Annotated in this window: 9 protein-coding genes; 8 read left to right on the top strand and 1 reads right to left on the bottom strand. The window is 69.3% G+C overall.

Features of this window, described 5'->3' with window-relative positions; translation table 11 throughout:
- The 6 genes from IF22_RS0124970 to mmsB form a co-directional block, all read left to right on the top strand.
- The coding region (locus IF22_RS0124970; RefSeq protein WP_030336031.1) for a family 43 glycosylhydrolase at nucleotides 1-1,637 on the top strand (1,637 nt) is incomplete at its 5' end.
- 412 nt (nucleotides 1,638-2,049) lie between these two features.
- On the top strand, nucleotides 2,050-3,033 hold the full coding sequence (locus tag IF22_RS0124965) for a LacI family DNA-binding transcriptional regulator (RefSeq protein WP_209444598.1): 984 nt from the start codon (nucleotides 2,050-2,052) through the stop codon (nucleotides 3,031-3,033).
- Between the two features lie 319 nt (nucleotides 3,034-3,352).
- Nucleotides 3,353-4,999, top strand: coding sequence for a glycoside hydrolase family 27 protein (locus tag IF22_RS0124960; protein ID WP_030336028.1), 1,647 nt, complete (start codon nucleotides 3,353-3,355; stop codon nucleotides 4,997-4,999).
- A gap of 312 nt (nucleotides 5,000-5,311) precedes the next feature.
- On the top strand, nucleotides 5,312-6,454 hold the full coding sequence (gene chvE, locus IF22_RS0124955; RefSeq protein ID WP_030336027.1) for a multiple monosaccharide ABC transporter substrate-binding protein: 1,143 nt from the start codon (nucleotides 5,312-5,314) through the stop codon (nucleotides 6,452-6,454).
- An 83-nt stretch (nucleotides 6,455-6,537) separates the two neighbouring features.
- Nucleotides 6,538-8,076 carry a multiple monosaccharide ABC transporter ATP-binding protein gene (gene mmsA, locus IF22_RS0124950; RefSeq protein WP_030336025.1) on the top strand — a complete coding sequence of 513 codons (1,539 nt, stop codon included), beginning with the start codon at nucleotides 6,538-6,540 and terminating at the stop codon, nucleotides 8,074-8,076.
- Nucleotides 8,073-9,323 carry a multiple monosaccharide ABC transporter permease gene (gene mmsB, locus IF22_RS0124945; protein ID WP_030336023.1) on the top strand — a complete coding sequence of 417 codons (1,251 nt, stop codon included), beginning with the start codon at nucleotides 8,073-8,075 and terminating at the stop codon, nucleotides 9,321-9,323. The genes mmsA and mmsB overlap by 4 nt, the downstream gene beginning before the upstream one ends.
- 281 nt (nucleotides 9,324-9,604) lie before the next feature.
- On the opposite strand, the gene IF22_RS0124940 is transcribed toward mmsB, so the two are convergent.
- Nucleotides 9,605-10,984 (bottom strand): CBM96 family carbohydrate-binding protein, encoded by a 1,380-nt coding sequence (locus IF22_RS0124940; RefSeq protein ID WP_030336020.1) that lies wholly within the window; start codon nucleotides 10,982-10,984, stop codon nucleotides 9,605-9,607.
- A gap of 214 nt (nucleotides 10,985-11,198) precedes the next feature.
- Here IF22_RS0124940 and IF22_RS0124935 point away from each other — a divergent pair, with 214 nt between their 5' ends.
- Together IF22_RS0124935 and IF22_RS0124930 are read left to right on the top strand one after the other, a co-directional pair.
- The gene (locus IF22_RS0124935; RefSeq protein WP_081883996.1) at nucleotides 11,199-12,515 is read left to right on the top strand and encodes an MFS transporter; all 1,317 of its coding nucleotides are present in this window, start codon (nucleotides 11,199-11,201) and stop codon (nucleotides 12,513-12,515) included.
- Nucleotides 12,512-13,495, top strand: a complete 984-nt coding sequence (locus IF22_RS0124930; protein ID WP_030336016.1) for a TolB family protein — start codon at nucleotides 12,512-12,514, stop codon at nucleotides 13,493-13,495. The genes IF22_RS0124935 and IF22_RS0124930 overlap by 4 nt, the downstream gene beginning before the upstream one ends.
- The last annotated feature ends 45 nt before the right edge of the window (nucleotides 13,496-13,540 follow it).

Raw genomic sequence — 13,540 nt, 5'->3', positions numbered from 1 at the left:
TGATGGAGGTGCAGGGCGCCTCGACCGCCGACGGCGGAAACATCGTGCAGTACGACGACTGGAACGGCACCAACCAGCAGTGGCAGTTCGTCCGCGTCGACGGCGGGACCGACCCCACCACGCCACCCCCGTCGAACGGCACCTTCTCGAACCCGGCGATCTGGCAGGACTTCGCCGACGTCGACATCATCCGGGTCGACAACGCGTACTACCTCACGTCGTCCACCATGCACTACTCGCCGGGCGCGCCGGTGCTGCGCTCCTACGACCTGGTGAACTGGGAGTTCGCCGGGCACGCCGTGCCCCGGCTCGACTTCGGCTCGAAGTACGACATGAGCGGTGGCAACGCGTACGTCGACGGGATCTGGGCGTCGACGCTGAACTACCGGCCGAGCAACCGGACGTACTACTGGGCCGGGTGCATCGACTTCGCGCAGACCCACATCTACACCGCGTCCGCCGTCGACGGCGCGTGGAGCAAGCACGCCACCATCCCCAACTGCTACTACGACGCCGGGTTGCTGGTCGACGACAACGACACCATGTACGTGGCGTACGGCAACAGCACCATCAGCGTGGCCCAGCTCTCCGCCGACGGAAAGTCCCAGGTCCGCGCCCAGCAGGTCTACCAGACGCCGTCGAGCATCGGGACGCTGGAGGGCGCCCGCTTCTACAAGCGCAACGGCGCCTACTACATCTGGCTCACCCGCCCGGCGAACGGCCAGTACGTGCTGAAGTCGACGAACGGTCCGTTCGGCCCGTACGAGCAACGTCAGGTCCTGCTCAACCTGCCCGGTCCGATCTCCGGCGGCGGTGTGCCGCACCAGGGCGGTCTGGTGCAGACCCAGAACGGCGACTGGTACTACATGTCCTTCGTCGACGCGTACCCCGGTGGTCGGATGCCGGCCCTGGCGCCGATCACCTGGACCGGCGACGGTTGGCCGGTGTTGCAGACGGTCAACGGCGCGTGGGGCAGCTCGTACCCGAAGCCGAACCTGCCGGCGCCGCCCCGGGCGGTCAAGCCGCTCACCGGCACCGACACCTTCGCCGGCACCACGCTGGGCCCGCAGTGGGAGTGGAACCACAACCCGGACAACAGCAAGTGGTCGGTCAACAACGGCCTGAACCTGCAGACCGCCACCGTCACCGGCGACCTGTACAAGGCGCGCAACACGCTGACCCACCGCATCCAGGGCCCCACCTCGACCGCGACCATCGAGTTGGACTACTCCACCATGCGCGACGGTGACCGCACCGGCCTGGCGGTGCTGCGCAACTCGTCGGCCTGGATCGGCATCCGACGGGACAACGGGTCCACCCGGCTGGTCATGCAGAACGGCCTGACGATGGACGGCAGCTGGAACACCACCAGCACCGGCAGCGAGGTGGCGAGCACCGCCGTCTCCGGTGGCCGGATCTGGTTGCGCGCCAACGCCGACATCAGACCCGGCTCCGGCCGGCAGGCCCGTTTCTCGTACAGCACCGACGGGGTCAACTTCACCTCGTTCGGCAACGCCCTGACGCTGGCGAACAACTGGCAGTTCTTCATGGGCTACCGGTTCGCCATCTTCAACCACGCAACACAGGCGCTCGGTGGCGCGGTCACCGTGCGGCGATTCGACCTGACGACGCCGTGACACCAGTCACACGACGTCCGGTCTGACCGGTGGCGCCGGCCGCGCACGCCGTACGGCATGTCGAGTCGGCGCCACCGTGTCGGGCCCGCGCCGGCCTGCTCCACGCTCTGTCCAGGAGCGCGGGCGGGCCGGCGTACCACGTCGGGGGCCGCGCGCCGCACCGGCTGGCGCGCACCTCCGGCGGGGACCGGGTGGTACGGCGTGGGCGGGTTGCGCAGACCCGACAGAGCCATGCCGTGTTCAGGACGGTTGCTGGCGTAGACTGTCGGCGATCCAGCGCTGGTCACCTGGGATTCAGCACCGGCGTGGTGACTGAGCGAGGGGGATCGGGCCGGGCCGCTCCAGTCGACGTCGACGGGCCGCGGGCCGGAGATGTAGCGGGGGGAGTGAAATGGCCGTCCACGGTCCCGCGATGACGGACGTTGCTCGTCTCGCCGGTGTCTCCCATCAGACGGTGTCGCGGGTGCTCAACGGGCACCCCAACGTCCGTGAGCAGACCCGGCTTCGGGTGCGCGCGGCGATCGCCGAACTCGGCTACCGCCCCAACGGCGCGGCGCGCGCCCTGGTGACCGGTCGATCACAGGTCATCGGCGTGGTCGCGCAGAACACGACGCTCTACGGTCCGGCGTCGCTGCTGGCCGCGTTGGAGCAGACCGCCGCGGAAGAGGGCTTCGCGGTCAGTGTCGGCAGCGTGCGCAACCTCGACCACCGGTCCATCTCGGCGGCCGTCGAGCGGCACCTGTCGCACCGGGTCGCCGGCATCGTGGTCATCGCCCCGGTCGAGTCGGCCGGTGAGGCCTTGGAGCGCCTGCCCAAGGACGTCCCGCTGGTCACCGTCGACGGCGACCCGAGCCGGCCGGTGCCGCTGGTGACCGTCGACCAGGTGGCGGGCGCCCGGGCGGCCACGCAACATCTCCTCGACGCCGGGCACCGCACCGTCTGGCACGTCTCCGGGCCGACCGACTGGTTCGACAGCGTCGGCCGGATCGACGGCTGGCGGCAGGCGCTGCTGGCCGCCGGGTTGGATCCGCCGCCGCCGATGCCGGGGGACTGGTCGGCCGCGTCGGGCTACCGGTGCGGGCAGATGTTGGCGCGGATGCCGGAGGTCACCGCCGTCTTCACCGCCAACGACCATCTCGCGTTGGGCGTGCTGCGGGCGCTGCACGAGTTCGGCCGGCGGGTGCCGGACGAGATCAGTGTGGTCGGCTTCGACGACGTGCCGGAGGCGGCGTACTTCATTCCGCCGCTGACCACCGTCCGACCCGACTTCGACGCGGTGGCGCGGGCGAGCCTGCAGATGTTGCTGTCGCAGATCGAGTCGGGCACCGGCGGGGCGCTGCGGCAGACCGTCGCCCCGGCCCTGGTCGCCCGCCAGAGTGTCGCCCCACCGCGCTGACCATCAGAGGTGCCCCCGCGGCGGGCATCGGTCCCGCCGCGGCTGCCCGCTGAGCGGGTGCGGGTGCGGCCGGGGGTGCGGGCCGACGTCGGCGTGCGGCAATTTCCGGCTTCGTCACCGATAAGACGTGACTCGATGCGTTGCGCAGTGTAGTCAATCGACCTCGGGCGATACGACCTCGTGAAGGTATTGAACCTCGTGAAATGTCGCCGTAACATGATGGGCGTCTCTGTTAACGCTAACAAAAATAGGCGCACAACTATCGGCGCACCAACCGGAGATCGTAGTCACGGCCGGGCGCCACCGACAAGGAGGCTCGATGAACCGCACTACCCGAGGTCGTCGCTGGGGGAGCGTACTGGCCGCCGGAATACTGCTCGCCGGCACACTGGTCGGCCTTCGCGCTCCGACGGCGCAGGCACTGGACAACGGCGTGGCGCGCACTCCCCCCATGGGGTGGAATTCGTGGAACTCGTTCGGCTGCAACATCAACGAGGCGCTGATCCGGCAGACGGCGGACGCGATCGTCAGCAGCGGTATGCGGGACCTGGGCTACAACTACGTCGTCGTCGACGACTGTTGGTTCAATCCCAACCGGGACTCCTCCGGCAACATCCAGGGCGACCCCGGCCGGTTCCCCAGCGGCATGAAGGCGCTCGGCGACTACCTGCACGCCCGGAACCTGAAGTTCGGCCTCTACCAGGTACCGGTCGACAAGACCTGCGCGCAGTACTTCGGCTCCTACCCGGGCGCGACCGGCAGCCGTGGTCACGAGGTGCAGGACGCGCGCCAGTTCGCCGCCTGGGGCGTCGACTTCCTCAAGTACGACTGGTGCTCGCCGGAGGGCAGCATCAACGACCAGGTGGCCACCTTCGCCAAGATGCGTGACGCGCTGGCCGCCACCGGCCGGCCGATCGTCTACAGCATCAACCCCAACAGCATCCACGCCAAGACCGGCCCGCAGCGCAACTGGGGCGACGTGGCCAACATGTGGCGAACCACCGAGGACATCACCAACGCGTGGGACACCGGCCAGACCAACGGCTACCCGATGGGCATCCAGAACATCATCAACGTGACAGTTCCGCTGGCGTCGTACGCGAGGCCGGGTGGGTTCAACGACCCGGACATGATGGAGGTCGGCCGCGGTGGCATGAACGACACGGAGATGCGCAGCCACTTCGCGATGTGGGCGATCATGGCGTCTCCGCTGATCGCCGGCAACGACGTGCGGAACATGAACGCCGCGACGCAGACCATCCTCAAGAACGCCAACCTGATCGCCATCAACCAGGACTCGCTCGGGTTGCAGGGGACGCAGGTGTCGTTCGACGGTACGCGTCGGGTGCTGGCCAAGCGGCTCGCCAACGGTGACGTCGCCGTCGCCCTGTTCAACCAGGGTGGCTCGACGACGACGATCTCGACCACCGCCGCGGCCATCGGCAAGTCCGGCTCGTCGTTCACGCTGGTGGACGCGTGGACCGGCGGCACCAGCTCCAGCAGCGGGACCATCAGCGCCAGCGTCCCGGCGCACGGCACCGTGGTGTACCGGGTCAGCGGTGGCGGCACGACGACGCCGCCGCCGACCACGTCGAGCGCGTATGCCAGCGCCGCCTCCGGGCGCTGCCTCGACGTGCCGAACAGCAACACGACCAACGGCACCCAGCCGGTCATCTGGGACTGCAACGGCGCCGCCAACCAGCGCTGGACCCGCAGCGGTCAGACCCTGCAGGCCCTCGGCAAGTGCCTGGACGCGCCCCTCAACGCCACGGCCGGCGTCAAGGTGCAGATCTGGGACTGCAACGGCGGGACCAACCAGCAGTGGGCGGTCAACGCCAACGGCACGATCAGCGCCGTGCAGTCGGGGCTCTGCCTGGACGTCAACAACAACGGCACCGCCAACGGCACCACGGTGATCCTCTGGACCTGCACCGGTGCGGCGAACCAGCGGTGGTCGCAGCGGTAGCCGATCGGGTTCGCCGGCCGACGAGGCCCCGGCGACCCATCTGACCCGACGGTAGTGCTGGTGCCCGCGGACGACAGACGTCGTCCGCGGGCACCGGTCTGTCGGTGCCGTGGACGACCACGCTGAGTTGTCGCGTCCTGCCCTTCCGGCTGATCGGTCGTATCGCTACGCTCGCCTGGATGCTCCGTTACGAGACCGTGACACCGGTATTTCGGATCAGGTGTTGACGCAATGTTTGTGAGCGCTAACACTACCCGAAAGATGACAGTTGGCCCCGGGCAGTCGGCGGGGGAGTCCTGAGAGGAGAAGCCGGTGGGCAGGAAATTCCTGGTTGCTCTCGGCGGCGCGGCACTCGCGCTGAGCTTGGCGGCATGCAGCGGCGGGGGTGCGGGCAGCGGTGACAAGACCGGTGACGAGAAGCCCAGCGATCTGACCATCGGTGTGTCGATGCCGACCCAGACCTCGGAGCGGTGGATCGCCGACGGCAACGCGGTGAAGTCGAAGCTCGAGGCCAAGGGCTACAAGGTCGACCTCCAGTACGCCGGCGACGACATCCCCACGCAGTCGCAGCAGGTCGACCAGATGATCACCCAGGGCGCGGATGTCCTCATCCTCGCGGCGATCGACGGCACGGCGCTCAGCAGCCAGCTGCAGGCCGCCGCGGCCGCGAAGATCCCGGTCATCTCCTACGACCGGCTGATCCGCGGCAGCAAGGACGTCGACTTCTACGTCAGCTTCGACAACTACAAGGTCGGCGTCGCCCAGGGCACCGCGCTGCTGGTCGGTCTCGGCCTGCTGAACAAGGACGGCACGAAGGGCACGGCCAAGGGGCCGCTGAACGTCGAGCTCTTCGCCGGGTCGCTGGATGACAACAACACCCAGTACTTCTTCGGCGGCGCGATGGACACCCTGAAGCCGTTCATCGAGGACGGCACGCTGGTCGTCAAGTCCAAGCAGACCACCCCCGAGCAGGTCGCCATCCTGCGGTGGCAGCAGGAGACCGCGCAGAAGCGGATGGAGAACCTGCTCACCTCCAGCTACAACGACGGCTCGAAGGTCGACGGGGTGCTGTCGCCGTACGACGGCATCTCCCGGGGCATCATCACCGCCCTGCAGAACGCCGGCTACGGCAAGGGCGCGAAGAAGCTCCCGGTCGTGACCGGCCAGGACGCGGAGATCGCCTCGATCAAGCTGATCAACGACGGCGTGCAGAGCTCCACGGTCTTCAAGGACACCCGACTGCTGGCCGAGCAGGCCGTGAACGCGGCCGAGGCGTTCCTGCAGAAGAAGCAGCCGCAGGCCAACGACACCGAGACGTACAACAACGGCGTCAAGGTCGTCCCGGCGTACCTGCTGCCGATCGCGACCGTCTACAAGGACGACATCAAGGCGACGCTGATCGACTCCGGCTACTGGACGGCGGAAGAGGTCGCCGCCGGTCAGGCCAAGAAGTAAGCCACTCGTCGGGCCCGGCGGTCATCCGCCGGGCCCGACGCCTGGGCGTGTACCGCGTCCAGACCTGACGGAGGACAGTGACCATGGACGACACCATCCTCGAGATGCGTCGCATCACCAAGACCTTCCCCGGCGTGACCGCGCTGGAGGACGTCACCCTCGCAGTGCGCCGCGGCGAGATCCACGCCATCTGCGGTGAGAACGGCGCCGGCAAGTCCACCCTGATGAAGGTGCTGTCCGGCGTCTACCCGTCCGGCTCGTACGACGGCGAGATTCTCTTCGACGGCAAGCCGATGCAGTTCCGCGGCATCCGCGACAGCGAGGCCAACGGCATCGTCATCATCCACCAGGAGCTCGCCCTGGTGCCGTACCTGTCGATCGCGGAGAACATCTTCCTCGGCAACGAGCGGCGTGGCCGCAGCGGGCTCATCGACTGGAACTTCGCCAACGCCGAAGCGGCGAAGCTGCTGGCATCCGTCGGGCTGCACGAGAACCCGGTCACCCCGGTCATCCAGCTCGGCGTCGGCAAGCAGCAGCTGGTGGAGATCGCCAAGGCGCTGTCGAAGAAGGTGCGCCTGCTCATCCTGGACGAGCCGACGGCCGCGCTCAACGACATCGACTCGGCGCACCTGCTCGACCTGCTGCGGGCCCTCAAGGAGCAGGGCATCACCTGCATCATGATCTCGCACAAGCTCAACGAGATCACCGCCATCGCCGACTCCACCACGGTGATCCGCGACGGGCGCGCGGTGGAGACCCTCGACATGACGGCCGACGACGTGAACCAGCAGCGGATCATCCGGGGCATGGTCGGGCGCGACCTGGACAGCTTCTACCCCGACCGCGAGTCGTCCCCCGGTGACGAGGTCCTGCGCATCGAGGACTGGACGGTGCGGCACCCGGTCCAGGACCGGATGGTCGTCGAGGGCGTCGGCCTGTCCGTACGCGCCGGTGAGGTCGTCGGCATCGCGGGCCTCATGGGAGCCGGTCGCACCGAGCTGGCGATGAGCGTGTTCGGTCGGTCCTACGGGCGCGACATCCGGGGCCGGCTCTTCGTCCACGGGCGGGAGGTACAGGCCCGCACGGTCGCCGAGGCGATCGACAACGGCATCGCCTACGTCACCGAGGACCGCAAGCGCTACGGGCTCAACCTCATCGACGACGTGCGGCGCAACGTGTCCGCCGCCGCGTTGGACCGGCTGTCCCGCCTGGGCTGGGTGAACGGCAACGAGGAGATCAAGGTTGCCGAGACGAGCCGCAAGGAGATGAACATCCGTACGCCGAGCGTCATGGCGGTGGTCGGCAAGCTCTCCGGCGGCAACCAGCAGAAGGTGGTGCTGTCGAAGTGGCTGTTCACCGACCCGGACGTGTTGATCCTCGACGAACCGACCCGCGGTATCGACGTCGGCGCCAAGTACGAGATCTACACGATCATCAACCGGCTGGTGGCGGCCGGTAAGGCGGTGATCGTCATCTCCTCCGAGCTTCCGGAGCTGCTCGGAATGTGCGACCGCATCTACACCCTCGCCGCCGGCCGGATCACCGGCGAGATGCCGGTGGCCGAGGCGACTCAGGAGAGCCTCATGGAGCTGATGACCAAGGACAAGGAGCTCGTCGGATGACCAGCATCAAGACCCCTTCGACGGAGCGCCCCACGCCGCCGGACAGCACACCCACCGCCGCCCTGCACAGCGGGACGAACGACCTGCGCGCGCTGGTGTTGAACAACCTGCGGCAGAGCGGCATCTACGTCGCCCTGGTCGTCATCGTCGCGCTCTTCGCGGTCCTGACCGACGGGGTGTTGCTGAGCCCCGGCAACATCACCAACATCGTTCTCCAGTACTCGTACATCCTGGTCCTCGCGATCGGCATGGTCATCCTGATCATCGGCGGGCACATCGACCTGTCGGTCGGATCGGTCGTCGCGCTCACCGGAGCGGTCTCCGCCGTCCTGGTGATCCAGCAGGGCCATCCCTGGTGGATCGGCGTCGTCGCGGCGCTTGTCGTCGGCGTCGCGGTAGGCGCCTGGCACGGGTTCTGGGTGGCGTACGCCGGCATTCCGGCCTTCATCGTGACCCTGGCCGGCATGCTGCTGTTCCGGGGTCTCACCCTGCGGGTGCTCGACAACATCTCGCTGTCGCCGTTCCCCTCCGAGTACCAGCAGGTCGCGGCGGGCTTCCTCAACGGCCTGCTCGGCGGCGAGGGCTTCGACGCCTTCACGTTGCTGATCGGCGCCATCGCCGTGGCCGGCTACGCGGTCAGCGGCTTCCGCACCCGCGTGGCGCGGATCCGCTACCAGCAGCCGGTCGAGTCGTTCCCGCTGTTCGTCGCCCGGGTCGTGCTGGTCGGCGCGGTCCTCATGTACTTCGCCTGGCAGTTGGCGCACGCCCGAGGGCTGCCGATCGTGCTGATCATCCTGGCGGTCCTGGTGCTGGTTTACGGCCTGCTCACCCGGCGTACCGTCTTCGGCCGCCAGGTCTACGCGATCGGCGGCAACCTGTCGGCGGCGGCGCTGTCCGGGGTGAAGGTCCGCACCGTCAACTTCTGGATGTTCGTCAACATGGGCTTCCTGGCGGCGGTGGCCGGCGTCATCTACTCGTCGCGGTCCAACGGCGCCCAGCCCGCCGCTGGCAACATGTTCGAGCTGGACGCGATCGCCGCGGCCTTCATCGGCGGCGCGGCGGTCACCGGCGGCGTGGGCACCGTGGTGGGTGCGATGGTCGGTGGTCTGATCATGGCGGTGATGAGCAACGGCATGCAGCTCATGGGCATCGACCAGTCGACCCAGTCCGTGGTGAAGGGCCTCGTCCTGCTCGTCGCGGTCGCCTTCGACGTCTACAACAAGCGTCGCGCCGGCACGTCCCGCTGACGCCCTGACGTACGCCCGTGTGCCCCTGCCCGCGTTCCGGGCGGGGGCACACGTCGTTCGGTCGCGTGCCGTCGGGACTTGACCGGGTCGGCCCTGGCAGCCGATCGCGGCGCCGGACCTGGCGATTTTCGTAGATCTTGGACAGTTTCCGTTCCGGGTGAACGGAAACTGTCCAAGATCTCGCCGTGGAACCGCGCGGGTCGCCGCGATCGAGCGGGCTCCGTCGGCCAGGGGGAGCGAGGGTCCCGCTGCGCCGCTGACGGCGCAGCGGGACCGCGCGGTCAGTGGCAGGAGGTGGTGCCGGTGTCCGTGTAGGTCTGGCCGGCCACCGGGACGAACTGCCAGTCGTAGCTGTTGGAGTGCAGGGTGAACTTCAGCAGGCCCCACGCCGAGCTGTTACGTGCCTCGCTGTTGGGCTGGATGGTGCCGAAGCCGTAGTGGCCGGCGCCGCCCATCCCGGCGACGAAGCTACGCAGCCCCCGACTCGAGTCGGCGGCACCGGCCGGGTTCATCGGGGCGAACCGCTCGTACACGTGGTTGTGCCCCCACACCACGACGTCGGCGTTGTAGTCGTAGAGGGCCTGGTACAGCGGACGCGTCGACGTCGACGGCGCGTGGTTGGAGCTGGACGTGAACAGTGGGTGGTGCCAGTACGCGAGCGTGCACGGCTTGCCGCTGGCGGCCAGGTCCGCACGCAACCACTGCTCCTGCGCCGAGCCGGCCGACATGCTGATGTTCGAGTTCAGCGACACGATGTGCCAGTTGCCGAGGTCGTACGAGTAGTAGCCGCGACCGCTCGGGCCGGCGGACGTACCGAAGTAGTTGTAGTAGCCGGTCGCGCCCGACGTGTTGTAGTCGTGGTTGCCCGGCGACGGGCGGGTACGGGACTTGTGCCGACCCCAGGTGGGCTCGTAGTAGCTGTTGAACTGCGACGCCGTCCCACTGTCGTAGACGTTGTCGCCGGTGGTGAAGACAGTTCCCGGGATGGTGTCGAGCAGCGCCGCCGTGGCACTGTCGCCGGAGCCCGAGTCGGCGATGTCGCCGGCGCCGACGAAGACCGGGTCGCCCGACGGGGGCGGCGTGGTGGTCCCGGTGCTGACCACCAGCTGCGGGGCGTCAGCGCCGCTCTCCCGGGTGTCGTAGTAGGCGCCGTCGCCGCTGGCCGAGGTGGCGCCGAAGCTGTACGTGCCGTTGCCGGTGACCGCGGCCGTGACATCGACCTCGTACCAGGTGTTGCCGCTGACCGCGCCGATCGTGCCGAGCGTGGCCCCGTCGATGGCCGGCTGGTTGTTCCAGGTGGTGCCGGTCTCCGACCAGGTGGTGTTGGACATCCGGCGGAACGTGCCGCCGGCGTCGCTGCCGCTGTTACCGCTGATCGTGCGCAGTCGCAGCTTGGCGGCGGTCACCGTGCCGCTGACACCGCTCACGGTGAAGCGCAGGAACGAGCGCCGCACCGGTGAGTTGTCCACCACGACCTGCCCGGACGTGCCGTAGTTGGTGGTGGCCGTGTCGCTCTGGACGTAGGTGTCGGCGACCGGCGTGAAGGTCACGCTCGCCGCCGACGCCGCGCCAGCGCCGGTCACGACGACGGCGGCGGTCGCGGCGACGATCACCGTGACCAGCCCCAGCGTCACCGACGGACGGGGGAATCGAATGTCCATCCAGGACTCCTTACCTCGTGGGAAGAGCGCAAGGAATGTAGGAAGGTCGATGAGCCGGCGGGCGACGGGCGGATGAACACTGCGTCCCGGCAGACGAACACCTCGTTGTTGGAAAGCCGTTCACCCGGCCCTCGCCCGGATGCCACCGACGGTCCGTTGTGTCCACCGCGGCGAGTACGGACGATGGCTGCCCGTCAGCCGTCGATCCGAGGAGATGCGCGTGTACCTGTCGACCGTCTCCCGACCCGTCGCCGACCCGCCCGGACCGGGGCCCCGACGTGGCCGGTTCGCGATGGTCAGCGGCAACGTCATCGCGCTCGGCACGGTCAGCCTGATCACCGACGTGTCGGCCGAGATGGTGGCCGCGGTCCTGCCTCTCTACCTGGTGCTGGGCCTGAACCTCAGCCCGGTGGCCTTCGGCGTGCTGGACGGCGTCCACACCGGCGCCACCGCGCTGTTGCGGGTCGTCGGCGGTTTCGCCGCCGACCGGTTCCGGCGGCGCAAACTGATCGCCGGCCTCGGGTACGCGCTCTCGGCGGTGGCGAAACTCGGACTGCTGCTCGCCGGCCGGTCGATCCCGGCGATCGGTGCCGTCATCGCCGTCGACCGGCTCGGCAAGGGGGTGCGCAGCGCGCCACGCGATGCTCTGATCACCCTCTCCACCCCGCCCGAGGCGCTGGGTCGGGCATTCGGGGTGCACCGGGCGATGGACAGCTTCGGCGCGTTCCTCGGGCCGCTCGCCGCGTTCGCGGTCCTGCTGGTCGTCGGGCAGTCGTACGACGCGGTCTTCGTCACCAGCTTCTGCATCGCGGCACTGGCCGTCGTGGTGCTGGTGCTCTTCGTCCGGGAACGGCCCACCGGCCCGGCAGCCGACGGCCCGGCAGCCGACGGCCCGGCGGCGGACGGGCCGGACGACCCGAAGGTGTCCGTCCGCGAGGCGGTCGGCCTGCTGCGCGGCGGGCCTGCCCGCCGGCTGGTGCTGGCCGCCGCGATGCTCGGCCTGGCCACCATCGGCGACGGCTTCGTCTACCTGCTGCTGCAACGCCGGATGGACCTCGGCCTGCGCTGGTTCCCGCTGCTCGCGGTGGGAACCAGCCTGGCCTACCTGCTGCTCGCCGCCCCGCTCGGCGCGCTCGCCGACCGGATCGGTCGCCTGCCCGTGGTGATCGGCGGCTACACCGCCCTCGGTGCGACGTACCTGCTGCTGGCCGGCCCGGTCGACGGCTGGCCACTGATCGCTCTGGCGCTGACGCTGTACGGCGCCTTCTACGCGGCCACCGACGGTGTGCTCATCGCGCTCGCCGGGCCCGTGCTGCCGGCGCGACTGCGGACCACCGGAATCGCGCTGGTGCAGACCGGGCAGGCCCTGGCGTACCTCGTCTCCTCAGTGCTGTTCGGTCTGGCCTGGCAGGCGTGGGGACCGGAGCACGCGGTCCGCGCGGCGGCGGTGGCCGTCGCCGGCGTCCTGGTCGGCACGCTGCTCCTGCTGACCTCCCCGTCCCGACCCACCACCCGGAAGGTGCTCCGATGACCGCGATGTCGACCCGAGCGAAACTCGGCGTGGTGGTCGCCTCGGCCGTGCTGCTGGGCACGGTGGCGGCCGGCTACGCCGCCACGGCCGCGCAGGCTCCCCGGACACCGCCGCCCGTCGGCGGCGAGCAGGCGGTCAGCCTGGCACCCGGGCCGCGTCTGCTGGCGATCACCGACCGGCACGTCTCCACCGTCGCCGCGACCGACCCCGCCGGGCCGCGCACGGTCGGCGGTCTGGAATGCCTGCGGGTGTACGCCGCGGCCGGCACCGGGGTCTGCCTGAAGCCGGAGACCGCGTGGTCGTACCAGGTTGTCGTGCTCGACGCGGAGCTGCGCCAGACCCGGGCGGTCGGTGTACCCGGTCTGCCGAACCGGGCCCGGGTCTCGGCCTCCGGCCGGATGGTCTCCTGGACCACGTTCGTCGGCGGTGACTCGTACACCTCCAGTGGCTTCTCCACCCGCACCGGGATCCTCGACACCGTCACCGGTGCCACTGTGGCGTCGCTCGAAGACTTCGCGATCACGATGGACGGCCGCCGCCACCGCAACCCGGACGTCAACTACTGGGGCGTCACCTTCACCGCCGACGACAACCGCTTCTACGCGACCATGTCCACCGGGGGTCGGCGGTACCTCGTCCGGGGTGACGTCGCCGCCCGCACCGTCGAGACGCTCAAGGAGAACGTCGAGTGCCCGTCGCTGTCACCGGACGGCACCCGGCTCGCGTTCAAGGAGGCGATCCACGCCGACCCGGCGAAGGGCTGGCGGTTGTCGGTCCTCGACCTGTCGACCATGCGGGTCACCGCGACCGCGGAGACCCGCAGCGTCGATGACCAGGCGGCCTGGCTGGACAGCGGACAGCTTGCCTACACGCTGCGTCGGGACGACGGCCAACCCGACGTGTGGAGCGTCCCGGCGGACGGGTCGGGTACACCGGCGCTGACGATCCCCGGCGCCGAGTCGCCGTCACCGCTCACCTGACCGCGACCGCGGACAACACGGCCCACCGAGCCGAGCGGGGCCGTT

The sequence above is a fragment of the Micromonospora parva genome (assembly GCF_000718515.1).
Lineage (GTDB): Bacteria > Actinomycetota > Actinomycetes > Mycobacteriales > Micromonosporaceae > Micromonospora > Micromonospora parva.
This window is presented reverse-complemented; position numbering and strand designations above follow the sequence as displayed.

Bases quoted from the DNA above. Each gene is read 5' to 3' on its own strand.
- mmsB (WP_030336023.1), top strand. From the start codon at position 8,073: ATGACCAGCATCAAGACCCCTTCGACGGAGCGCCCCACGCCGCCGGAC.
- IF22_RS0124940 (WP_030336020.1), bottom strand. From the start codon at position 10,984: ATGGACATTCGATTCCCCCGTCCGTCGGTGACGCTGGGGCTGGTCACG.
- IF22_RS0124935 (WP_081883996.1), top strand. From the start codon at position 11,199: ATGCGCGTGTACCTGTCGACCGTCTCCCGACCCGTCGCCGACCCGCCC.
- IF22_RS0124960 (WP_030336028.1), top strand. From the start codon at position 3,353: ATGAACCGCACTACCCGAGGTCGTCGCTGGGGGAGCGTACTGGCCGCC.
- IF22_RS0124930 (WP_030336016.1), top strand. From the start codon at position 12,512: ATGACCGCGATGTCGACCCGAGCGAAACTCGGCGTGGTGGTCGCCTCG.
- IF22_RS0124965 (WP_209444598.1), top strand. From the start codon at position 2,050: ATGACGGACGTTGCTCGTCTCGCCGGTGTCTCCCATCAGACGGTGTCG.
- mmsA (WP_030336025.1), top strand. From the start codon at position 6,538: ATGGACGACACCATCCTCGAGATGCGTCGCATCACCAAGACCTTCCCC.